This is a genomic window from Ruegeria sp. HKCCA0235A (genome assembly GCF_013033235.1).
Taxonomy (GTDB): Bacteria; Pseudomonadota; Alphaproteobacteria; order Rhodobacterales; family Rhodobacteraceae; genus Ruegeria.
The window spans coordinates 57,211-78,736 of sequence record NZ_WQDQ01000009.1 but is presented as its reverse complement, the minus strand read 5'-3'; the positions used below and the strand labels follow the sequence as shown (position 1 = coordinate 78,736).

At 58.8% G+C, this 21,526-nt stretch carries 20 protein-coding genes; 14 read left to right on the top strand and 6 right to left on the bottom strand.

The features are described from left to right. Positions 1 to 22: 22 nt before the first annotated feature. Together GOW56_RS15795 and secA are read right to left on the bottom strand one after the other, a co-directional pair. Positions 23 to 940, bottom strand: a complete 918-nt coding sequence (locus GOW56_RS15795) for a hypothetical protein (RefSeq protein ID WP_171206476.1) — start codon at positions 938 to 940, stop codon at positions 23 to 25. Between the two features lie 99 nt (positions 941 to 1,039). Next, positions 1,040 to 3,757: a preprotein translocase subunit SecA gene (secA, locus tag GOW56_RS15790; protein WP_171206475.1), complete on the bottom strand. Its 2,718-nt coding sequence runs from the start codon at positions 3,755 to 3,757 to the stop codon at positions 1,040 to 1,042. 176 nt (positions 3,758 to 3,933) lie between these two features. Here secA and GOW56_RS15785 point away from each other — a divergent pair, with 176 nt between their 5' ends. Genes GOW56_RS15785 through mutT form a run of 3 tightly spaced genes read left to right on the top strand, consistent with a single transcriptional unit; the run spans position 3,934 to position 6,410 of the window. After that, positions 3,934 to 4,782 carry a peptidylprolyl isomerase gene (locus GOW56_RS15785; RefSeq protein ID WP_171206474.1) on the top strand — a complete coding sequence of 283 codons (849 nt, stop codon included), beginning with the start codon at positions 3,934 to 3,936 and terminating at the stop codon, positions 4,780 to 4,782. Positions 4,783 to 4,788: 6 nt separating this feature from the next. After that, the gene (gene argJ, locus GOW56_RS15780; protein ID WP_171206473.1) at positions 4,789 to 6,015 is read left to right on the top strand and encodes a bifunctional glutamate N-acetyltransferase/amino-acid acetyltransferase ArgJ; all 1,227 of its coding nucleotides are present in this window, start codon (positions 4,789 to 4,791) and stop codon (positions 6,013 to 6,015) included. Then, the gene (gene mutT, locus GOW56_RS15775; RefSeq protein WP_171206472.1) at positions 6,012 to 6,410 is read left to right on the top strand and encodes an 8-oxo-dGTP diphosphatase MutT; all 399 of its coding nucleotides are present in this window, start codon (positions 6,012 to 6,014) and stop codon (positions 6,408 to 6,410) included. Before argJ ends, mutT begins: the two co-directional genes overlap by 4 nt. Before the next feature lie 24 nt (positions 6,411 to 6,434). Here mutT and GOW56_RS15770 read toward each other — a convergent pair whose 3' ends face one another. Continuing rightward, a complete protein-coding gene (locus GOW56_RS15770) occupies positions 6,435 to 6,863 on the bottom strand; it encodes a GFA family protein (protein ID WP_254447241.1) in 429 nt (142 codons plus the stop codon). 313 nt (positions 6,864 to 7,176) lie between these two features. Here GOW56_RS15770 and GOW56_RS15765 point away from each other — a divergent pair, with 313 nt between their 5' ends. The 10 genes from GOW56_RS15765 to GOW56_RS15720 all read left to right on the top strand — a co-directional run bounded on the left by GOW56_RS15765 (position 7,177) and on the right by GOW56_RS15720 (position 18,123). Beyond that, a complete protein-coding gene (locus GOW56_RS15765) occupies positions 7,177 to 9,120 on the top strand; it encodes an AMP-binding protein (RefSeq protein WP_171206538.1) in 1,944 nt (647 codons plus the stop codon). Between the two features lie 78 nt (positions 9,121 to 9,198). Continuing rightward, a complete protein-coding gene (locus tag GOW56_RS15760; RefSeq protein ID WP_171116793.1) occupies positions 9,199 to 10,017 on the top strand; it encodes an ABC transporter ATP-binding protein in 819 nt (272 codons plus the stop codon). Positions 10,018 to 10,046: 29 nt separating this feature from the next. Beyond that, positions 10,047 to 11,033 (top strand): branched-chain amino acid ABC transporter permease, encoded by a 987-nt coding sequence (locus tag GOW56_RS15755; RefSeq protein ID WP_171206470.1) that lies wholly within the window; start codon positions 10,047 to 10,049, stop codon positions 11,031 to 11,033. 3 nt (positions 11,034 to 11,036) lie between these two features. Beyond that, positions 11,037 to 11,294, top strand: a complete 258-nt coding sequence (locus GOW56_RS15750) for a hypothetical protein (RefSeq protein WP_170345775.1) — start codon at positions 11,037 to 11,039, stop codon at positions 11,292 to 11,294. Positions 11,295 to 11,297: 3 nt separating this feature from the next. Beyond that, complete coding sequence (locus GOW56_RS15745; protein WP_152459551.1) at positions 11,298 to 12,374, top strand: branched-chain amino acid ABC transporter permease; 1,077 nt, start codon at positions 11,298 to 11,300, stop codon at positions 12,372 to 12,374. A 74-nt stretch (positions 12,375 to 12,448) separates the two neighbouring features. Continuing rightward, on the top strand, positions 12,449 to 13,732 hold the full coding sequence (locus GOW56_RS15740) for an ABC transporter substrate-binding protein (protein WP_171206469.1): 1,284 nt from the start codon (positions 12,449 to 12,451) through the stop codon (positions 13,730 to 13,732). Positions 13,733 to 13,841: 109 nt separating this feature from the next. Next, positions 13,842 to 14,675, top strand: a complete 834-nt coding sequence (locus GOW56_RS15735; RefSeq protein WP_152459549.1) for an ABC transporter ATP-binding protein — start codon at positions 13,842 to 13,844, stop codon at positions 14,673 to 14,675. Positions 14,676 to 14,694: 19 nt separating this feature from the next. After that, positions 14,695 to 15,912, top strand: a complete 1,218-nt coding sequence (locus GOW56_RS15730; RefSeq protein WP_171206537.1) for a phenylacetate--CoA ligase family protein — start codon at positions 14,695 to 14,697, stop codon at positions 15,910 to 15,912. Between the two features lie 122 nt (positions 15,913 to 16,034). Continuing rightward, positions 16,035 to 17,699, top strand: coding sequence for an iron ABC transporter permease (locus GOW56_RS15725; RefSeq protein ID WP_171206468.1), 1,665 nt, complete (start codon positions 16,035 to 16,037; stop codon positions 17,697 to 17,699). Positions 17,700 to 17,772: 73 nt separating this feature from the next. Next, positions 17,773 to 18,123: a DUF2794 domain-containing protein gene (locus GOW56_RS15720; RefSeq protein WP_117871396.1), complete on the top strand. Its 351-nt coding sequence runs from the start codon at positions 17,773 to 17,775 to the stop codon at positions 18,121 to 18,123. On the opposite strand, the gene GOW56_RS15715 is transcribed toward GOW56_RS15720, so the two are convergent. From GOW56_RS15715 to GOW56_RS15705, 3 genes are all read right to left on the bottom strand, one after another. After that, positions 18,120 to 18,857 carry a C40 family peptidase gene (locus tag GOW56_RS15715; RefSeq protein ID WP_171206467.1) on the bottom strand — a complete coding sequence of 246 codons (738 nt, stop codon included), beginning with the start codon at positions 18,855 to 18,857 and terminating at the stop codon, positions 18,120 to 18,122. The genes GOW56_RS15720 and GOW56_RS15715 overlap by 4 nt on opposite strands. After that, a complete protein-coding gene (locus tag GOW56_RS15710) occupies positions 18,854 to 20,236 on the bottom strand; it encodes a M17 family metallopeptidase (RefSeq protein ID WP_171206466.1) in 1,383 nt (460 codons plus the stop codon). The genes GOW56_RS15715 and GOW56_RS15710 overlap by 4 nt, the downstream gene beginning before the upstream one ends. 63 nt (positions 20,237 to 20,299) lie before the next feature. After that, positions 20,300 to 20,689 carry a hypothetical protein gene (locus GOW56_RS15705; RefSeq protein ID WP_171116810.1) on the bottom strand — a complete coding sequence of 130 codons (390 nt, stop codon included), beginning with the start codon at positions 20,687 to 20,689 and terminating at the stop codon, positions 20,300 to 20,302. Between the two features lie 144 nt (positions 20,690 to 20,833). Here GOW56_RS15705 and GOW56_RS15700 point away from each other — a divergent pair, with 144 nt between their 5' ends. Beyond that, positions 20,834 to 21,484: a carbonic anhydrase gene (locus tag GOW56_RS15700; protein WP_152459543.1), complete on the top strand. Its 651-nt coding sequence runs from the start codon at positions 20,834 to 20,836 to the stop codon at positions 21,482 to 21,484. Positions 21,485 to 21,526: the final 42 nt, after the last annotated feature.

The following is a 21,526-nucleotide window of genomic DNA, read 5'->3' as shown; positions in this document are numbered from 1 at the left end:
GAGAGTCGAGCCTGCCTGCGGATTACTTTGCCGCAATTGTCAGGTCTGAGAGCAGATTATTCAACACCAGAAACTCACCGGCCTGTGAACAATCCGGCAGGGTCAGGGACATGTCGCGCGACCGCAGGCGGCTATCTGACAGAAGTTCCAGCGCCTGCACATTCAGCGTTTGCCCGCAGTTGGATTCGGTCACTTCGGCTTCGACCGTCAGGTCGATGCTGCCGGACCGATCCGACGCGCCCGTCGGAAAGGAATATACTTCGATATTCTTGGCACGACCCAGACCCGTCTGGCCCAGGCGCAGAACCTCTCCTGCGCCATTTTCCGAGGAATCATCCCACACGTGGCCGCTGCTGCCATAGCTTGCCCCGAATTCCAGCGCGTGAATCTGCAACTCGGTTTCACCCTGCCATTGCAGGACGACGCGGTCATATTCGGCAATGTCGGTCACGTGAGTGGTGGCGACCGTACCCGTTTCATCTTCGAACGAGATCAGGAAAATCGCGTATTCCGACAGTGCCGGAATGGTCATGTCCAAGGCGCCGGAATCGTCGGTGTTCTGGCTGACCGTCAGGCCGCTGTGATGAATTTCAACGCGTTCGTTTCGGTGGCAGGGTGCCCGCAGCGACAGCTGTGCCATGGCGCCGGGGACGGCGACGGCGCGCGCGCTGATGTTGCAATCCGTCGTTTTCGGGGCTGACGGAACTGCGCGAGGTTCGGGCGCTGCCGCCCCGGAATCTGCGTCAGACGCCGAAGCCGAAGTCAGTACGATAGCATCCAACCGCGACAAAACCGAAGATTGCTGAGATGCCGAGGCAACATCAACACTATCCCCCGCGTTCGCCGGCTGCGCGGTTGGTCCGTTCTGCATCAGGTAGCCTATGCCCAAAGCACAAGCGACCGTGCCGCACATGGTCACGTAGTTTCGAACTACAAACAAGACACCCTCCCCAGTTGAAGGAGCAAATCGCACATTCGCCACGAATCACGGCCAATTTGTGGCCGCGAGACGAACACATTGTGGATTCGGCGGGTGACGTTAGGTCAGTCGGCCATGGCAGTGTTTGAACTTCTTGCCCGAGCCACACGGGCAGGGATCATTTCGCGACGGGTTCCCCCAGGTCGATGGATCGCTTTCGTCGAACCCGGGAAGCGCATCGCCCGAAGCCGCAGCCTCGGCCTTGGCTTCGGCCTGTTTCGCGGCCTTGTCCACGGCCTCCTGCGCCTGAGCCTGCTGCCCTGCCATCTGCGCCAGCATTTCTTTCTGTTCTTCTTCGGTCAGCGGACGTACGCGTGACAATTGCTGTGTCACGGTCTCGCGCAGGGAATCCAGCATGCTTTCGAACAGCTGGAAGCTTTCGTTCTTGTATTCGTTCAGCGGATCGCGCTGGGCATAACCGCGGAACCCAACGACCGAGCGCAGATGTTCCAGGGTCAGCAGATGCTCGCGCCATTTGCTGTCGATGGTCTGAAGCAGAACCTGTTTTTCGATGTTGCGCATGTTTTCAGGGCCAAAGGCGACGGCCTTCTGCGCCATCATCTCATCCGCAGCCTTGATCAGACGTTCGCGCACCTGCTCGTCATCCACGCCTTCTTCGGCGGCCCAGTCCTGAACCGGGACGTCCATGTTCAGCTTGTCCTTTATCGCCTCGTGCAGGACCTCGGTATCCCACTGATCCGCATAGGATTTCGGCGGCATGTATTCGTCAATCAGGTCGTCAATCACCTGTTCGCGCATATCCGAGACGATCTCGGACAGGTCGTTCGCAGACATGATTTCGCGGCGCTGGCTGAAGATCACCTTCCGCTGGTCGTTCATCACGTCGTCGAACTTCAGAACGTTCTTGCGCATGTCAAAGTTGCGGCCTTCGACCTTGGACTGCGCGCGTTCCAGCGACTTGTTCACCCAGGGGTGAATGATCGCCTCGCCTTCTTTCATGCCCAGCGTGGTCAATACCTTGTCCAGCCGTTCCGAGCCGAAGATGCGCATCAGGTCATCCTCGAGGCTCAGGTAAAATACCGTTCGGCCCGGGTCGCCCTGACGGCCGGAACGACCGCGCAACTGGTTGTCGATCCGGCGGCTTTCGTGGCGTTCCGACGCCATGACGTAAAGACCGCCAGCAGCCAGAACCTTTTCTTTTTCTTCGGCGTGGCGTGCTTCTTCGGCGGCCCGCAGCTCGGACGGATCCGCGTCTGGATTCTCGGCAATCGCTTTCAGCACCTTCATCTCGACATTGCCGCCAAGCTGAATGTCGGTGCCGCGACCGGCCATGTTGGTGGCGATGGTTACCGCGCCCAGACGACCGGCATCGGCAACGATCTGTGCCTCTTGTTCGTGCTGGCGAGCGTTCAGAACGTTGTGCTTGATACCTTCCTTGGTCAGCAGCTGGCTCAGCAGTTCGGATTTCTCGATCGACGTGGTCCCCAGCAGAACCGGCTGGCCCTTTTCCTGCGCCTTTTTCGTCTCGGCGATCATCGCATTGTATTTTTCGGCGGCCGTACGATAGACCTGATCATCTTCGTCGATACGGGCAATCGGCAGGTTGGTCGGAACTTCGACCACGCCCAGACCGTAGATCTCGGCAAATTCTTCGGCTTCGGTCAACGCGGTGCCGGTCATGCCGCTCAGTTTGTCGTACAGGCGGAAATAGTTCTGGAATGTCACGCTTGCCAATGTGACGTTTTCCGGCTGGATCTGAACCTTTTCCTTGGCTTCGATCGCCTGATGCAGACCTTCGGACAGGCGACGCCCCGGCATCATGCGGCCGGTGAATTCATCGATCAGAACGACGTTGCCGTCGCGCACGATGTAATCCTTGTCGCGCTGGAACAGCTTGTGTGCACGCAGCGCCTGGTTGACGTGATGCACGACGGTGGTGCTTTCCGGATCATACAGGGAATGGCCTTCGGGAATCAGGCCGGCCTGAAGCAACTGTGCCTCAAGAAATTCGTTGCCTTCATCGGTAAAGGTCACATTGCGCGATTTTTCGTCCAGGGTGTAATGATCATCGCTCAGCGTCGGGATCAGGGCATCAATGGCGGTGTACAGATCCGACCGGTCCTGCGCAGGACCCGAGATGATCAGCGGCGTCCGCGCTTCATCGATCAGGATCGAGTCAACCTCGTCCACAATCGCAAAGTTGTGATGTTTCTGGTAAACCTGCTCCAGATCCGCCTTCATGTTGTCGCGCAGATAGTCAAAGCCCAGCTCATTGTTGGTGGCATACGTGATGTCACAGGAATACGCGGCCAGTTTTTCCGCGTCGGGCTGGCCGGACCAGATCACACCAGTTGTCATGCCTACGGCCGCAAACACCTTGCCCATCCATTCCGCGTCACGTTTGGCCAGGTATTCGTTCACCGTGACGACATGCACGCCCTTGCCGGTCAGCGCGTTCAAATAGGCCGGGAAGGTGGCGACCAGAGTCTTGCCTTCGCCCGTCTTCATTTCCGAGATGTTGCCCTGATGCAGGAAAATGCCGCCCATCAGCTGCACGTCAAAGGCCCGCAGGCCAAGTGCGCGCTTGGCGCCTTCGCGTACGTTGGCAAAGGCCTCGGGCAGCAGGTCGTCCAGGCTTTCCCCATCCAGTGCGCGCTTGCGCAGGTCTTCGGTCTTGTCGATCAGACCTTGATCTGAAAGCTTTTCAAACTCTGGCTCCAGCGCATTGATCTTTTCGACCAGAGGGCGGGTCGCCTTGATCTTGCGGTCGTTCGGTGTTCCGAACACCTTTTTGGCGAGCGTTCCGAGTCCCAGCATGTTCACTCCAGAGGATCTGTTCTTTTCGTGGTTGCGACAGGCTTGCCCACCTTGCGCGCAACCCATAGATACGGGGGGTGAAAGGCGGCCCTGTCCAAGGCTTCAAAGCGATGTAAGCGGCAGGTTCCAGAGTGTCAACGCCGCGCCCTGTCGCGGCAAGAAAATAGGATGATTCAATGCCCAAAGGTCTCACTTTTCTGCCATCGCTGGCCCTGGCCGCCGTGATGGCCCTGCCGCTGGCCGCCGAAACCCAGCCGGATGCGTCGACGGTGGTCGCTCGGGTAAACGGGGATGAGATCACATTGGGTCACGTGATCGCCACCGTCGCTTCTCTGCCACCGCAATATCAACAGGCGGAAGACGACGTGCTGTTCGATTTCGTTCTGGAACAGCTGATCCAGCAGCAATTGCTGGGACAGCAACAGGACGGCCTGAGCAAGCAAAACGCGCTGACACTCGACAATGAAAAGCGGTCGCTTCAGGCGGTTCAGACGGTGGCGGCCCTGACCAACGATGTCGTCACAGAGGAAGCCATTCAGGCCGCTTACGATGCGCGTTTCAATGATTTTGCGGGTGAAGACGAATTCGACGCCAGCCATATTCTGGTGGAATCGGAAGAAGAAGCCAAAGCGCTCAAGGCACAGCTTGATGATGGCGCCGACTTTGCGGAACTTGCCCGCGAGAACTCGACCGGTCCGTCCGGCCCGAATGGTGGCGCGCTGGGATGGTTCGGAAAAGGCCAGATGGTACCTGAATTCGAGGCAGCAGTGATCGCGCTGGAAAAAGGGCAGGTGTCGGATCCGGTGCAAACACAATTTGGCTGGCATCTGGTCAAGCTGAACGACAAGCGCAAAACCGAAGCCCCCGAACTGGACGCGGTGCGCGATGAGCTGGCCCAAACGATCCAGCAAGATGCCATTCAGGCGCGGATCGACGAGTTGACGCAGCAGGCACAGATCGAACGCCCCGCGCTGGAAGGCGCAGGCCCCGAGATCATGCGCCAGCTGGACCTGATTCAGGAGTAAAGACCAGTGGCCACGATCACGAAGGTTTCGCCGCTGGCGCCGGCGTCTTTCCCTGAACTGCCTGCGATTGACGGTGTGCGTTTTGCCACCGTCGAAGCGGGTGTGCGCTATCAGGGTCGCACGGATGTCATGCTGGCTGTTCTTGATCCGGGCACGTCGGTGGCGGGTGTCTTCACCCGCTCGGCCACCCGCGCGGCACCGGTTCTGGATTGTCAGGAGAAAATCGGCGGCCCCAGCGATGGACCTGCGGCGATCCTTGTGAACTCGGGCAACGCCAACGCCTTTACCGGGCATTATGGCCAGACATCGGTTGCCGAGGTGACGCAGGCCGTTTCCAAATCGACCGGTGTCCCGGTCGAACGGGTCTTTACCTCATCCACCGGTGTCATCGGTGAACCGCTGCCGCATGATCGCATCATCTCGCAGCTTGAGGCGTTGAAATCCGGCCTCAGCCGCCATGCAATCGAAGACGCCGCGCGGGCGATCATGACGACGGACACGTTCCCGAAAGGGGCGAGCGCACAGGTCGAAATCGGTGGCAAAACAGTCTCTATTGCAGGGATTGCTAAGGGTTCTGGAATGATCGCGCCAGACATGGCGACGATGCTGGTCTATATCTTCACCGACGCACGGGTTGAGCAATCGGCGTTGCAGGAAATGCTGAGTGCCCAGACAGATCGCACCTTCAACTGCATCACTGTGGACAGCGACACCTCGACATCGGACAGTCTGCTGCTGTGTGCGACGGGGTCTTCGGGCGTTGATGTCACCGGCGATGCCGCTTTCGCAGGGGCTTTGGAAACGGTGATGCTGGACCTTGCGCAACAAGTGGTGCGTGACGGGGAAGGCGCTACGAAATTCGTGGAAATCCGCGTGACCGGAGCCGCCTCGGACGCTGACGCCAAGACCCACGGTCTGGCCATCGCCAACTCCCCTCTGGTGAAAACCGCCATCGCCGGTGAGGACCCGAACTGGGGCCGTATTGTCATGGCCATCGGCAAGTCGGGCGCGGCGGCCGATCGCGACAAGCTCAGCATTTCCTTCGGTGATATTCTTGTGGCCGAGAACGGCTGGGTCAGTCCCAACTACCGCGAAGAGGACGCCGCCGAATACATGAAAGGCCAGGATTTGGTGATTGCCGTTGATCTGGGGCTGGGCGAGGGGAAATCCACCGTCTGGACCTGTGATCTGACCCACGGCTATATCGAGATCAACGCGGATTATCGCTCGTGAAAACCGTGTTAGTCTCTGCTGTCGCCCTGATCGACATCGAGGGCCGCGTGCTGCTGGCCCAACGTCCCGAAGGCAAATCCATGGCCGGACTGTGGGAATTCCCCGGCGGCAAGATCGAGCCGGGCGAAACCCCCGAGGCCGCCCTGATCCGCGAGTTGCACGAGGAACTGGGCATCGACACCTGGGCCTCGTGCTTGGCGCCGCTGACCTTTGCCAGCCACAGCTATGACGATTTCCACCTGCTGATGCCGCTGTTTGCCTGCCGCAAATGGGACGGCATCCCGCAGTCGAAAGAGGGTCAGGCGCTGAAATGGGTGCGCGCGAAAGATCTGCGGAACTACCCGATGCCGGCTGCCGATGTGCCGCTGATTCCGATTTTACGGGATTGGCTTTAGGCGCTACTTAGACCCTGAAGCGGCCTAATCGTCATAAGCACTCAAATCCTCTGGGGCGTGAAGGAGTGTGCCCTCGTACTTCTTCAGACCGTCTTCGATACGCAGCCATGGAAGTTTGCTTTGGTAGTTGACGTGGAAGGTCGGAACAAAGTCCTCTGGGTATTCCATTGAAGCGGCATATAAATGCATCCCGCCAGGGTAATGGTCTGCTTCAAAACCAACTGGAGAACCACAATCGCGGCAGAAATGCCGAAATACACCTTTTGAGCTTTCCAGTGTTTTGGGTGCTTGGGCAGTCCATTTGAAGTTCCGAAGTGGAACACCCAACCATGCAACTATGGGTGCGGCACAGTTTCGACGGCAATCATCGCAATGGCAGTAGCACGCCCATGTCACATCCCCGATAAACTCCCATTTCGTATTTTTGCACAGGCAATTGCCTCGCGTTGTCATGCCAAGCTCCTTGTTCATTTGCCAATGTGTATTGGCACGCCCATTGGCCCAAGACTGTTTGAAAGCGGACAGTTAAAATACAAAACACGACTAGAATATGCGGTTTGAAACAGGATCAGACGATCACCCCTCCATTGTTACAATTCGTAAGAATTGAGAAAACATCACGAAAAAGTTGACGCTGATCGTCCTCCTTGTCCTTAATCGGGGCAACAGCGTTCCGGTCTGACCCGGCGACGCCGTTCCGGCCCGAACCGGGGCCGGATGGGGAGGAGAGATAGAATTGGCTCAGACGCAGTCGGGCGCCGAAGGGATGCACTCCCTTCCGGCGCTGCTACATCGCAATGCGACGCAGTTCGGGGATGCCCCGGCTTACCGCGAAAAGGAATTCGGGATCTGGCAATGCTGGACCTGGGCGGAAACGGTCGCCGAGATCCGCGCGCTGGCGCTTGGATTTCTTGAACTTGGCGTTGAAAAGGGCGACCACATCGCCGTAATCGGGCGCAACCGTCCGGCACATTACTGGTCAATGGTTGCGGCGCAGATGGTCGGTGCTATTCCGGTCCCTCTCTATCAAGACGCGGTTGCCGAAGAGATGGCCTATGTGCTGGAGCATTGCGGGGCGAAATATGTCGTCTGCGGCGATCAGGAACAGGTCGACAAGGTCATCGAGATTCAAGAAAACCTGCATCAGGTCAAACACATCCTCTATACCGACAAGCGCGGTATGCGGAAATACGACCACAGCCAGATGAATGCCCTTGACGACATCAAGGCCGAGGGCAGCGCCGGTCATGCGCGTTTCGACGCCGAACTGGACAGGCGCATCGGCGAGATCACCTATGACGACACCTGCGTGATGCTTTATACCTCGGGTACCACGGGCAAGCCCAAGGGCGTGGTGCTGTCAAACCGCAACGTGATCGAAAGTGCCAAGAACTCAGCCGAATTCGACCACCTGACCCGCAACGAGGACATCCTGTCCTATCTGCCGATGGCCTGGGTCGGGGATTTCATCTTTTCCATCGGTCAGGCTTATTGGTGCGGGTTCTGCGTGAACTGCCCCGAAAGCGCCGACACGATGATGACCGACCTGCGCGAGATCGGGCCGACCTATTTCTTCGCGCCGCCGCGGGTCTTCGAGACCCAGCTGACCAATGTGATGATCCGAATGGTGGATGCCAGCAAGCTCAAGCAGCGCATGTTCCACTACTTCATGGCGCATGCCAACAAGGTCGGCGGCCGGTTGCTGGATGGCAAGCCGGTGAGCTTGGGCGACAAGGTGAAATATGCGCTGGGCAATCTGTTGGTTTACGGGCCGCTCAAAGACACGCTGGGATATGGGCGCTTTCGGGTGGGTTATACGGCGGGTGAGGCGATCGGGCCGGAGATCTTTGATTTCTATCGCTCTTTAGGCATCAACCTGAAACAGTTGTACGGCCAAACCGAGGCGACCGTGTTCATCACCGTCCAGCCCGACGGCGAGGTGCGCGCCGACACCGTTGGCGTCCCGGCCCCCGATGTCGAGATCAGGATCGACGACAAGGGCGAGATACATTACCGCTCGCCCGGTGTGTTCGTCGAATATTTCAAGAACCCGGACTCGACCGCATCGACCAAGGACCCTGAAGGCTGGGTGGCCACGGGCGACGCGGGGTTCATCGAGGAAAGCTCGGGTCATCTGCGGATCATCGACCGCGCCAAGGACGTGGGCAAGATGGCAGACGGGTCGATGTTCGCGCCGAAATATGTCGAGAACAAGCTGAAGTTCTATCCGGATATTCTGGAGGCGGTGCTGTTCGGCAATGGCAAGGATCGTTGCGTGGCCTTCCTCAATATCGATCTGACCGCGGTCGGCAACTGGGCCGAACGCAACAACGTGGCCTATGCCTCGTATCAGGAACTGGCGGGACATCCGCGCGTGTTAGAGACGATCAAGGCCCATGTGGAAGAGGTGAACAAGTCGGTCGCCGCTGACGAGATGCTATCGGGTTGTCAGGTGCACCGCTTTGTGGTGCTGCACAAGGAACTGGATGCCGATGATGGCGAGATGACCCGGACCCGCAAGGTGCGGCGCGGGTTTGTCGAGGACAAGTTCAGCGACATCATTGCCGCGCTTTATGACGGGTCCAAGGCGGTTTCGACCACGACCGAGGTGACCTATGAGGATGGTCGCAAGGGATCGATCTCGGCGACGCTGGAGATCGTTGACGCGCCGGTTGTTCCCGTCGCCCAACACAAGGTTGCCGCAGAATGAGGGCCGTACGAGCGCCGCTCGACCTGCGGTCATCGCCCCGCCCGCCGTCCCGTTTTCGCGCAAGTCAGGGAGTGACCGATGCTGGATAATTCCGAAGGATATGTCACCGAAGACGGTCGCAAGATCGGCGGTGTGGTGATGGAAATGAAGAACATCACTCTGCGCTTTGGCGGTGTGGTGGCGATCAAGGATATCTCGTTCGATATCCGCGAGGGCGAGATCCGCGCCATCATCGGGCCGAACGGCGCCGGGAAATCCTCGATGCTGAACGTGATCTCGGGCTTCTATGTTCCGCAGGAAGGCGAGGTCTGGTTCCATGGGTCCAGACGCCCGCCGATGCGGCCATTTGAAGTCGCCCAGCAGGGAATCGCGCGGACGTTTCAGAACATCGCCCTGTTCGAGGGTATGAGCGTTCTGGACAACGTGATGACGGGTCGTCTGAACTTTATGAAGACCAACATCCTCCAGCAGGCGATCTGGCGCGGCAAGGCCGAAGCGGAAGAGGTGCAAAACCGCGAGGCGGTCGAGAAGATCATCGACTTCCTTGAGATTCAGCACATTCGTAAAACGCCTGTGTCGCGCTTGCCGTATGGCCTGAAAAAACGCGTCGAACTGGCGCGGGCGCTGGCGGCGGAGCCCAAGCTGCTGCTGTTGGATGAACCGATGGCGGGCATGAACGTCGAAGAGAAAGAGGACATGAGCCGCTTTATCCTCGATGTGAATGATGAGTTCGGGACCACGATTGCCCTGATCGAGCACGATATGGGCGTTGTGATGGATCTGAGCGACCGGGTGGTCGTGATGGATTACGGCAAGAAGATCGGCGACGGCACACCCGATGAGGTGCGCAACAACCAGGAAGTCATCGACGCCTATCTGGGGGTCAGCCATGATTAAGCTCTGGGCAGAATTGGGGAGGGGCTGGCATGCCTGAACAACTTATCTTCGCGATGGAGGTCATCCTCAATGGTCTGATGGCCGGGGTGCTCTATGCGCTGGTCGCGCTGGGCTTTGTGCTGATCTACAAGGCGTCCGGTATTTTCAATTATGCGCAAGGGGTTATGGCCCTGTTTGCGGCAATGACGCTGGTCGGGATCATGAATGGGCAGGTGCCGTTTGCCCATCTGATCAACGCGACTTTCGGCACCCATATCCATTATTTCGGGTGGAATGTGCCCGCGCTGTTCGCGATCATTCTGACGATGGGTGTGATGGTGTTGCTGGCCTGGGCCGTGCAGCGGTTCGTCATGCGCCATCTGGTGGGGCAGGAACCGATCATTCTGTTTATGGCGACCATTGGTCTGGCGTACTTCCTTGAAGGCGTGGCCGACCTGATGTGGGGGTCCGAGATCAAGCCGCTGGATGTGGGCCTGCCACAAGGGATCAACCTGTGGATTGACGAGACCACCTATAACATCTTCGACTACGGCTTCTTCATCGACAATCTGGACATCGTGGCAACGATCATTGCGGCGCTGTTGGTGGCCGCTCTGGTGGCGTTCAGCCAGTACACCAAGCAGGGCCGGGCCATGCGCGCGGTGGCGGATGACCATCAGGCGGCGCTGTCGGTGGGCATATCGCTCAACTTCATCTGGGTCATGGTCTGGTCGGTGGCCGGGTTCGTTGCTCTGGTCGCGGGCATCATGTGGGGCACCAAATCGGGGGTCCAGTTTTCACTGTCGCTGATCGCACTCAAGGCGCTGCCGGTGCTGATGCTGGGCGGGTTCACCTCGATCCCCGGTGCCATTGTCGGCGGTCTGATCATCGGCGTGGGTGAAAAGCTGTTCGAATTCGCAATCGGACCGATGGTCGGTGGCGCAACCGAGAACTGGTTTGCCTATGTGCTGGCGCTGATCTTCCTGGTGTTCCGTCCGCAGGGCCTGTTCGGAGAAAAGATCATCGAGAGGGTGTAGGGCATGACCAAACTGATCGCCATCATCAACGTGATCGCATGGGCGGGGTTCTGGGCCTTTGGCTACATCGCCCTCACATCAGACGATCTGACCGAAGGCCAACTGACGATTGCAGCGATCCTGGCCTTTGCAGGGCTGATCATGGGGGTTCTGGCCTACTTGAAGCTGGTGCGCGCCTCGGAGGCGAGCGGATATGCCAAAGGGTCCAATCAACTGGACGCCGAAGCCCGGAACCGGGCGCAGGAACAATGGGGAAAGTAAGACATGTTCTATCGTGAGGCCGGAGATTTCAAAACCTCCTACGTGGATGACAGCCAGACTTTCCCGATCAAGTTCGATCGGTATCGGTACTATGTGGTGCTGGCGGTGGCATTCGGGATCATCCCGTTCATCATCAACGACTACTGGGCCAATGCACTTCTGCTGCCCTTCCTGATTTATGCGATCGCGGCCATTGGGCTGAACATTCTTGTGGGGTATTGCGGGCAGGTCAGCCTGGGTACCGGGGGGTTCATGGCCGTTGGGGCCTATGCCTGCTACAAGCTGATGACCGCCTTTCCAGACGTGTCGATGTTCATCCACGTGATCCTGGCCGGTGGCATCACTGCCATCGTGGGCGTGCTGTTCGGCTTGCCATCCTTGCGGATCAAGGGGTTTTATCTTGCGGTGGCGACGCTGGCGGCGCAGTTCTTTCTGGTCTGGCTGTTCAACCGGGTGCCGTGGTTCTACAACTACTCGGCTTCGGGGCAGATCAACGCGCCGGAACGGGATGTGTTCGGCATCATCATCACCGGTCCGAATGCATCGGCTTGGGCCACCTATCTGTTCTGTCTGATTTTCCTGACCGCCTGCGCCATCGTTGCGCGCAACCTGACACGTGGTACGACAGGGCGGACATGGATGGCGATCCGCGACATGGACATCGCCGCCGAGATCATCGGGGTGAACCCTCTCAAGGCGAAACTGACCGCCTTTGCCGTAAGCTCGTTCTTTGTGGGTATCGCGGGCGCGCTGTTTTTCGCGGTCTATCTGGGCGCGGTTGAGGTTGGCGAGGTGTTCGGGATCCAGAAATCGTTCCTGGTTCTGTTCATGGTCATTATCGGCGGATTAGGGTCTATTTTTGGATCCTTTGCCGGGGCCGCTTTCCTGGTGTTGCTGCCGGTGGTTCTGAAACTTGTTGGCGTTGATTTGCTGGGCTGGCCCACTGACATCGTCGCGCATCTTAACTTGGTGATCGTGGGTGCGCTGATCATCATGTTCCTGATCCTAGAACCACACGGGCTGGCACAGCTGTGGCGCGTGGCGAAAGAGAAACTCAGACTCTGGCCGTTCCCGCACTAAGGGGCAGGCCCAAGGAAAAGACGGGTGCGAAGCCCGAAACTCAACATCGGATCAATCAAGGGAGGACACACCCGATGAACAAGAAACTGGCAACCCTGGCGCTGGGCGCCGTGATGGCCGCAGGTCCGGTCATGGCCGACCTGGTGTTCCCATCGCTCAGCTACCGGACTGGCCCATACGCAGCGGGCGGCATTCCGTTCGCGGATGGCTATGCGGACTATTTCACTCTGCTGAACGAACGCGATGGCGGTATCGGTGGCGTTCCGGCCAAGGTTATCGAGTGCGAAACCGGCTATAACACCGAAAAAGGTGTGGAATGCTATGAATCGACCAAGGGTGAAGGCGCCCTGGTCTATCAGCCTCTGTCGACCGGCATCACCTATCAGCTGATCCCGAAAGTAACGGCAGACGGCATCCCGCTGCACACGATGGGCTATGGCCGGACCTCGGCTGCCAACGGCAAGGTGTTCAGCCATGTGTTCAACTATCCGGCCAACTATTGGAACGGTGCATCCGGCGCGATCAACTATCTGCTGGATGAAAATGGCGGAGATCTGAGCGGCAAAAAGATTGCGCTGGTCTATCACAACTCTGCCTACGGCAAAGAACCGATCCGCACACTTGAAACCCTGGCCGAAAAGCATGGCTATGAACTGACCCTGCTGCCCGTTGACCATCCCGGTCAGGAGCAAAAGTCGCAGTGGTTGCAGATCCGCCGTGAAAAGCCTGACTATGTCATTATGTGGGGCTGGGGCGTCATGAACCAGGTCGCGGTTCAGGAAGCCGCCAACATCCGCTTCCCGATGGAAAATTTCATCGGCGTCTGGTGGTCGGGCGCGGAATTTGACGTTGAGCCGGCAGGTGAAAAAGCCAATGGCTATAAAGCGTTGACCTTCACCGGCCTGGGTATGGACTATCCGGTCTACGACGATCTGAAGAGATACGTTGTGGATGCCGGTAAAGCCGCCGGCGCAGGTGATCAGCTGGGAACGGTTCAGTACAACCGTGGTCTCTATGCCGCGATGTTGGCAGCCGAAGCCGTGAAGACCGCACAGGAGATGCACGGAACCGCCGATATCGACGCATCGATGATGCGTGACGGAATGGAAGCGCTGGAGATCACCAATGCCAAGATGGAAGGTCTGGGCATGGCAGGTTTTGGACCCGAATTCGCGGTAAGCTGTGAAAACCATGGCGGACCCGGTCTTGTGGGCGTCGTTCAGTGGGATGCGGCAGCAGGAACCTGGAACCCGGTTCAGGATTTCAAACCGACCGATGTCGAGGTGATCAGCGCGCTGATCGAAGAAGACTCGGGCGCATATGCGGCTGAAAACAACATCTCTCCGCGTTGTGAATGATAAACTGATCGCCCCGGACATTCCGGGGCGGTGCAGACAACCGGAGCGGCGGTTTGCCGCCGCTCCTCACGAACAGTCCCGAAGGGGACAGGCATGAGGACACGCGCTGATGCTTGATGCGGCACAAACCACTGACGTGCAGGCGGAAACCCTGCTTGAGGTCAACAATATCGAGGTGATCTACAACCACGTGATCCTCGTGCTGAAGGGCGTAAGCCTGACTGTGCCCAAGGGCGGTATTACGGCCTTGCTGGGGGGCAATGGCGCGGGCAAGACGACCACGCTCAAAGCAGTCTCTAACCTGCTGCATTCAGAACGCGGCGAGGTCACGAAAGGCACGATCAAGTATCGTGGCCAAAACGTACACGAAAGCGACCCCGCCGTTTTGGTTGAAAAAGGCGTGATTCAGGTGATGGAAGGCCGTCACTGTTTCGAACACCTGACGGTTGAAGAAAACCTGCTGACGGGCGCGTATACCCGCAAGGACGGCAGCGCAGCGATCCAGCAGGATCTGGAACTGGTCTACAATTACTTTCCCCGCCTGAAAGAGCGCCGCCGCTCGCAGGCAGGTTATACGTCGGGTGGTGAACAGCAGATGGTCGCCATGGGCCGGGCACTGATGTCGCGCCCCGAGACAATCCTGCTGGACGAACCTTCGATGGGACTGGCGCCGCAGTTGGTCGAAGAAATTTTCGGTATCGTGAAAGATCTCAACGAGAAAGAGGGCGTATCGTTCCTGTTGGCCGAGCAGAACACAAATGTCGCCCTTCGGTTCGCGCATTACGGATACATTCTGGAATCCGGGCGCGTTGTGATGGATGGCCCGGCCGCAGAACTGCGCGAGAATCCGGATGTCAAAGAATTCTACCTCGGCATGTCTGACGAAGGCCGCAAGAGTTTTCGCGATGTGCGGTCCTATCGTCGCCGCAAGAGGTGGCTGTGAGCGGATGGAGGATATCGCGATGACCTATTTCGACGCACTCGAAACACGCTCGGCGGACGAACGAACTTCGGATCAGGCTGCAGCTCTGGTAGAGCAGATCAAGCGTGCTGCATCGGCACCCGGGTTTGCTGCACATTTTTCTGATTCAAACACTAACAAGGTGATTTCGGCAGATGATTTGCCGATGCTGCCGGTGCTGCGCAAGTCGGACCTGATCCGCGCGCAGACGGAGCGCCCCCCTTTTGGTGGGTTCACCGTGAAGCCTGCGCGCCACTTTCATCACGTGTTCCAGTCCCCCGGGCCGATCTATGAACCGGGCAGCACCGATCACGACTGGTGGCGTATGGGCCGGTTCCTGCATGCCGCTGGTGTTGCAGCTGGCGATATTGTTCAGAACTGCTTTGGCTATCACCTGACGCCGGCTGGCATGATCTTTGAAAACGGTGCCCGCGCAGTTGGTGCTGCCGTTTTGCCAGCGGGAACCGGGCAGACCGAACTGCAGGTGACAGCCGCGCGTGACGTTGGCTGCACCGCCTATGCGGGCACTCCTGATTATCTAAAGGTCATCCTGGACAAGGCCGACGAGATGGGCGTTTCGCTGAATTTCTCCAAGGCCGCTGTTGGTGGTGGCGCGCTGTTCCCGTCCCTGCGTCAGGAATATGGGGATCGCGGTATTTCGTGCCTGCAATGCTATGCGACGGCGGATCTGGGTAACATCGCCTATGAAAGCGCCGCGATGGAAGGGATGATCATCGACGAACACGTGATCGTCGAAATCGTGACGCCCGGAACCGGAACCCCGGTAGAGCCGGGCGAGGTGGGCGAAGTTGTCGTGACCTCTCTCAACCCGGATTACCCGCTGATCCGCTTTGCGACAGGGGATCTTTCTGCAGTCATGCCGGGTGTCTCGCCCTGTGGCCGGACCAACACCCGGATCAAAGGCTGGATGGGTCGCGCCGATCAGACCACCAAGATCAAGGGAATGTTCGTACGCCCGGAACAGGTTGCGGCCCTGGTCGACAAGCATGAGGAAATCGTCAAAGCCCGCGTCATCGCAGCCCGCCAAGGTGAGATGGACACGATGACTGTCCGGATCGAAAGCCCACGCGGTGACGACCCGGCATACGCCAAGTCAGTGGCCGAATTGTTGAAACTGAAAGGTGCGATCGAGGTCGTGGCACCCGGATCCCTTCCCAAGGACGGGGTGGTGATCGAGGATCAGCGCGTCTACGAATAGTGGTGTTTTTCAGGTCTGCGGCAGATTGTGCCGCAGATTTGTTGACCGATGCACTGGTGTTTCCGAGCTTTTTGGTCGATTAAAGGCGAACCCTTCGCCTTTGCCAATCACAAGCCGGGATGATGGCCGAAATCGAGTTTTCACAGAACGGATCGCGCAATCGCGGTGTACGCGGTACCCGACTGCTGGCGGGGATCGCCTATGTCGTGGCTGCCGCATGCCTTTTGCCGATGATCGCCGTGGTCCTGGCGGCTGTAACCGGAGGAACGGACACGATCTCGCACCTGATGGAGACGGTGCTGCCTGGCTATATCGCGACGACCCTGATTCTTGTGGTCCTGGTCGCGGCCGGCACGTTCAGCATCGGCACCGGGGCGGCCTGGCTGGTAACGATGACCCGTTTTCCCGGCGTGCGGTTTCTAGAGATCGCACTGGTCCTTCCGCTGGCCTTTCCGGCTTATGTTCTGGCCTATGCCTACACTTTCATTCTGGATCACCCGGGCATCGTTCAAAGCACGCTGCGTGATGTAACGGGCTGGGGCCCGCGCGACTATTGGTTCCCGGAAATCCGCTCGACCGAGGGTGCGGCGGTCATGTTGATCCTGGTGCTTTACCCTTATGTCTATCTGCTTGCACGGGCTGCGTTCCTGCAACAAAGCGCAACCGCGTTTCTGGCGGCGCGGGCTCTGGGCAACAATCCATGGCTGGCTTTTCGGCGCGTGTCACTGCCGATGGCGCGACCCGCCATTGCAGGCGGCGTTCTGCTGGCCGTCATGGAGACCATCGCAGATTTCGGAACCGTGTCGTATTTCGGTGTGCAGACCTTTGCCACCGGGATCTACACAAGCTGGTTTTCCATGGCCGATCGTGCGGCAGCGGCGCAACTGGCCCTGTGCCTGCTGGTCTTTGCCCTGATCATGGCCGTGGCCGAGCGCACCCAGCGTGGCAAGGCAAAATACTATCAGGCGGGGAAACAGCATGTGGCGCAACCGGCGGCAAATCTGACGGGTCTGCGCGCCTGCGGGGCATTTCTGCTGTGTGCAATACCCGTTCTTTTCGGTTTTTTGCTGCCTGTCATCATTCTGGTCGAGATGGGCCTGGACTCCGAACAGAGCCTGCTGTCGCAGCGTTATATCGGTTTCATCCAGAATTCGTTGATACTTGCTGGTACGGCGGCGGTCATCACCGTCTTTGCGGCGATCAGTGTCGGTTTCTTTCAACGTCTGAGGCCCGGGCGCGCCTCGTCTGCGACCGCATATATGGCGCGTCTGGGATATGCCGTTCCCGGTGGCGTCATTGCAGTTGGTTTGATCGTCCCCTTTGCGAGTTTTGACAACGCGCTGGACGTCTGGATGCGACAGACCTTCGACGTGTCCACGGGGCTGTTGGTGACAGGTTCGATCTGGCTGCTGGTCGCTGCTTACATGGTGCGTTTCCTGGCTGCCGCGCTTAGCGCCTATGAGGGGGGCCAAAGCACTGTACATGCGAATATGGATGCCGCAGCCCGTTCACTGGGTCAGACGCCTTTGGGAACATTGCGACGGGTTCACCTGCCGATTCTGACCCCCTCTCTGCTGACGGCCCTGCTGATCGTGTTCGTAGACGTGATGAAAGAGCTTCCCGCCACGCTGATCATGCGCCCATTCAATTTCGACACATTGGCGGTGCAGGCGTATCGGCTGGCCTCGGACGAGAGGCTGGAGGGCGCCGCCGTGCCTTCGCTGGTCATTCTGGCGGTAGGTCTGTTGCCTGTAATCCTGATCTGCCGTCAGGTAGGCCGACGGTAACACTTGTGTCGCAATTGTAGGACAACTGCGCATCAGGCTTGATTCAAACACGATTTCCGGCAAGGCTGGAGGTATGAATATGCAGCCTCCCAGCCGGTTCTCGGCAAGCGCAGCGCAGATGCCCGTGGCTTTCGACCGGCATGAGATGTCTCAAATCCTATCCGTTTATGGTCGGATGGTCGCCGCCGGAGAATGGCGTGACTACGGTATTTCCAACCTGCGCGACATGGCGGTGTTCTCGATTTTTCGGCGCACCGCAGAACATCCGATCTACCGCGTCGAAAAGCACCCGCGCCTGAGGTCCCGGCAGGGAATGTATTCCGTCATAGGAATGGATGGCCGCATCCTGAAACGCGGCCACGATCTGCGGGCAGTCCTGCGGGTGCTGGAACGCAAGCTGATCCGGGCCGTAAACCCGGATTAGAGCCTTTTGTGGGCCGTGACGGGCCCGTCACCCTGATCCAATATGCGGCGGATCGCCTGATCCATTGGTTCGAATACCACCGCCATATGACTGGCGTTCGCATGCAAAAGCATGTTTTGGCCCGAAACCCAGGCCACGTGCCCTTTCCAGAACAACAGATCACCCCGTTGCGCAGGGGCTCCTTCGATCACGGTTTTGCCCAAAGCGCGTTCCTGATCGCCGCTGTCGCCGGGGCACGGCAGGCCACAAGTCAAAAGCGCCGCCTGCACCAACCCGGAACAATCGATGCCGAACCGGCTGTTGCCACCCCACAAATAGGGTGTGCCCAGAAACAGCTGGGCCACTTCGACCGGGTCGTCAGGCTTTGCGGTCATCGGCGCCGTGTGTACCTTTGGGATATATCCCAGTTCGGTTTCAACAAACCGGTCCGTCTCGGTCTTGGCTTGGATTTTGCTTCCGAAACTCAGCGACACCAGATCGCGGCTTTTGAAATCCGCTTCCTGGTAGGCGTGCGTTGCAGGCGCCGTGATCCAATGCGTCGCAGGCGCATCCGCCGTCAGCTGATCTGATCGCAACCAGCCGGTATACCCGTCTTTGTCTGCGATGACTCTGTTCCACCCGCTCTTTGTTTCCTCGATCCGAACCGTATCGCCGAACAACAATTGCCGGTCGCGTGGTCCGTCTGGGCTGCGCAGCAAATCGACAACGGATGCGGAAACTCGATGGCGTGTCACAGTCCCAATATCTCCGGCAACGCCGTCAGCACGGCACGTGGCCCCTGACCCAGACCGCCCTTGGTGCGTCCCGGCTCTTTGCTGGGCTGCCAGGAATAGATGTCGAAATGGATGTAGCGGCATGCGCCCACGAATCTGCGCAGAAACAGGGCGGCTGTGATCGACCCTGCAAACCCGCCCGACGGCGCGTTGTCCAGATCGGCGATGCCGGGTTCAATCATCGCTTCATAGGGCGTGTGGAACGGCATGCGCCAGACCGGATCAGCCGAAGCCTCGGCGGCATGCGACAGGGCAGACGCGCAGCGCTGATCATCGGTGTAGAACGGTGCCAGATCGGGGCCTACAGCCACACGGGCGGCCCCGGTCAGCGTCGCCATCGAGATCACAAGATCAGGCTCACTTTCTTCAGCAAGCGCCAACGCATCAGCAAGCACCAGACGCCCTTCGGCATCCGTATTGTTGATCTCGACCGTCAGTCCCTTGCGAGAGGTCAGGATGTCACCAGGGCGGAAGGCATTTCCCGCAAGCGCGTTTTCGACCGCCGGTATCAGGACCCTCAATTGCAGGGGAAAACCCAGCTGCATGATCATCCGCGCCAACCCCAACACATTGGCCGCGCCACCCATGTCTTTCTTCATCAGACCCATGGATGCGCCCGGTTTCAGGTTCAATCCGCCCGTATCGAAACACACCCCCTTGCCGACCAGAGTCAGCTTGGGGCCGCTGCTGCCCCAATTCAGCTCGATCAGCCGGGGGGCCTGTTCGGCGGCGCGCCCTACGGTGTGGATCATGGGAAAATTCTGTTCCAGCAAGGCCGCGCCGCTGATCACGCTGCACGCGGCACCGAATTCGCTGGCCAGAGCCTCGACCGTCTGCTGCAACTGCTCAGGACCCATATCCGAGGCTGGCGTATTCACCAGATCGCGGGTCAGAACTTCGGCATTGGCCATCGTTTCGATACGGTTGGCGTCGACACTTTCGGGCGCAACCAGCGCCGCAGTTCCAGCGGATTGAGACGCGTAGCGGTCGAAGGCGTAGCCTGTCATCAACCAGCCCAAACACTCCATCTCCAGACGATCAGCGGGAATGCCGGACGCGATATGATAGGTTCCTTCGGGCAATGCCATGGCTACGGCGGCCAATGGGAACCTTTTTCGCGCGCGCTTGTCTGCTGTTCCATACCCGGCCAGCACAAAATCAACCGCGCCATGCGCGCCTGGCGCCAGCAGGGTCTGCCCCATCGCACCTGTAAACCCGTTTGCGGCAACCCAGGCCCGGACGGTATCCGGCTGGTCCTGCAACCAACTCTCCAAATCCGGCTGCGCAATCACATGAAGCGGTATGGACGGGTCAGAGGATGGGGCGAAGGACAGGGTCATGGGCGTCTCGGCTGATGGTTTCTGCGCACAGACTAGCCGCGCATGATCTGCCCGCAACCCCTGTCAGACGGAAAGGTCCTGCTGGTCCCAGACGGCGGTCAGCGATCGTTCGCCCACGCGGATCAAACGCCCAAGCGTCGCGCCCGCCGCAACGGCGTCACCGGCATCGACGGTGTGGGCCACGTCACCCGCCACCTGGGCCAGGGCCGTCATCCCGATCTGTTCGGATATAGCGACCAGTGACCTGGCGCATTTGCGCAGGTCCGCCCATTCGCGCCGACGCCAGTAGCGTTCGCAGTTTGACAGGCGCACGGCAAGCTCTTCGACCGTGCGACACAGAACATCCAGCGCATTCTTGTCGCCAAGTTGCCGGTACAGCCCGCTTAATTGATCCGAGTCCAGACGGACGGATTCCTTGTGTTCAAGCGTGATAATCTTTTCCACCACATTCACCCTAGTTCAAACGCCCCCACGGCGCGGTGTTGATCCTGGCAGAAAATTCCTTTGCAAAACCTTGCAGGGAAACTGGATAATGGCTCGAATTTTCTTTGAATTCGGTTTAGATCATCCGTCAGCGACAAGAACGGGGACATTGAAATGGAATTTGCCAAACCTCTGCCGAGCTACCTTGTAAAACGGTATCACGGATGGAAGGCCACAACATATTCGGAAAACCAGGTTTGGTATCGCCGTCTCGCCGATGAAGGGCAACGCCCCCGCGCCATGGTCATATCCTGCTGCGACAGCCGGGTTCACGTCACGTCCATGTTCGGCGCTGACCAGGGCGATTTCTTTATTCACCGCAATATCGCCAATCTGGTGCCGCCCTATGCTCCGGACGGGGACCACCACGGCACCAGCGCCGCCATCGAATATGCCGTAACGGCGCTCAAGGTCGCTCATTTGATCGTGCTGGGGCATTCGCAATGCGGCGGCGTGCAGGGCTGCATCGACATGTGCAAGGGGCAGGCGCCGCAGCTGGATGCCAAGGACAGCTTTGTTGGCCGCTGGATGGATATTCTGAAGCCGAAATTCGAACTGGTCGCGGATATCGAGGACGGTGTCGAACAGGCCCGGCAGTTCGAACGTCAATCGGTTGTCGCTTCGCTGGAAAACCTGATGACCTTCCCCTTCGTCTCGTCAGCCGTTGATCAAGGCGCGCTGAGCTTGCACGGCTTGTGGACGGATATCGGCGCAGGCGGGCTTGAAAGCTATGATCCTTACCAAAAAAAGTTCGTCCCGGTCTGACGGCGACAGAGCTGGAAATCCGAAACAACAATGGCGGCTCTG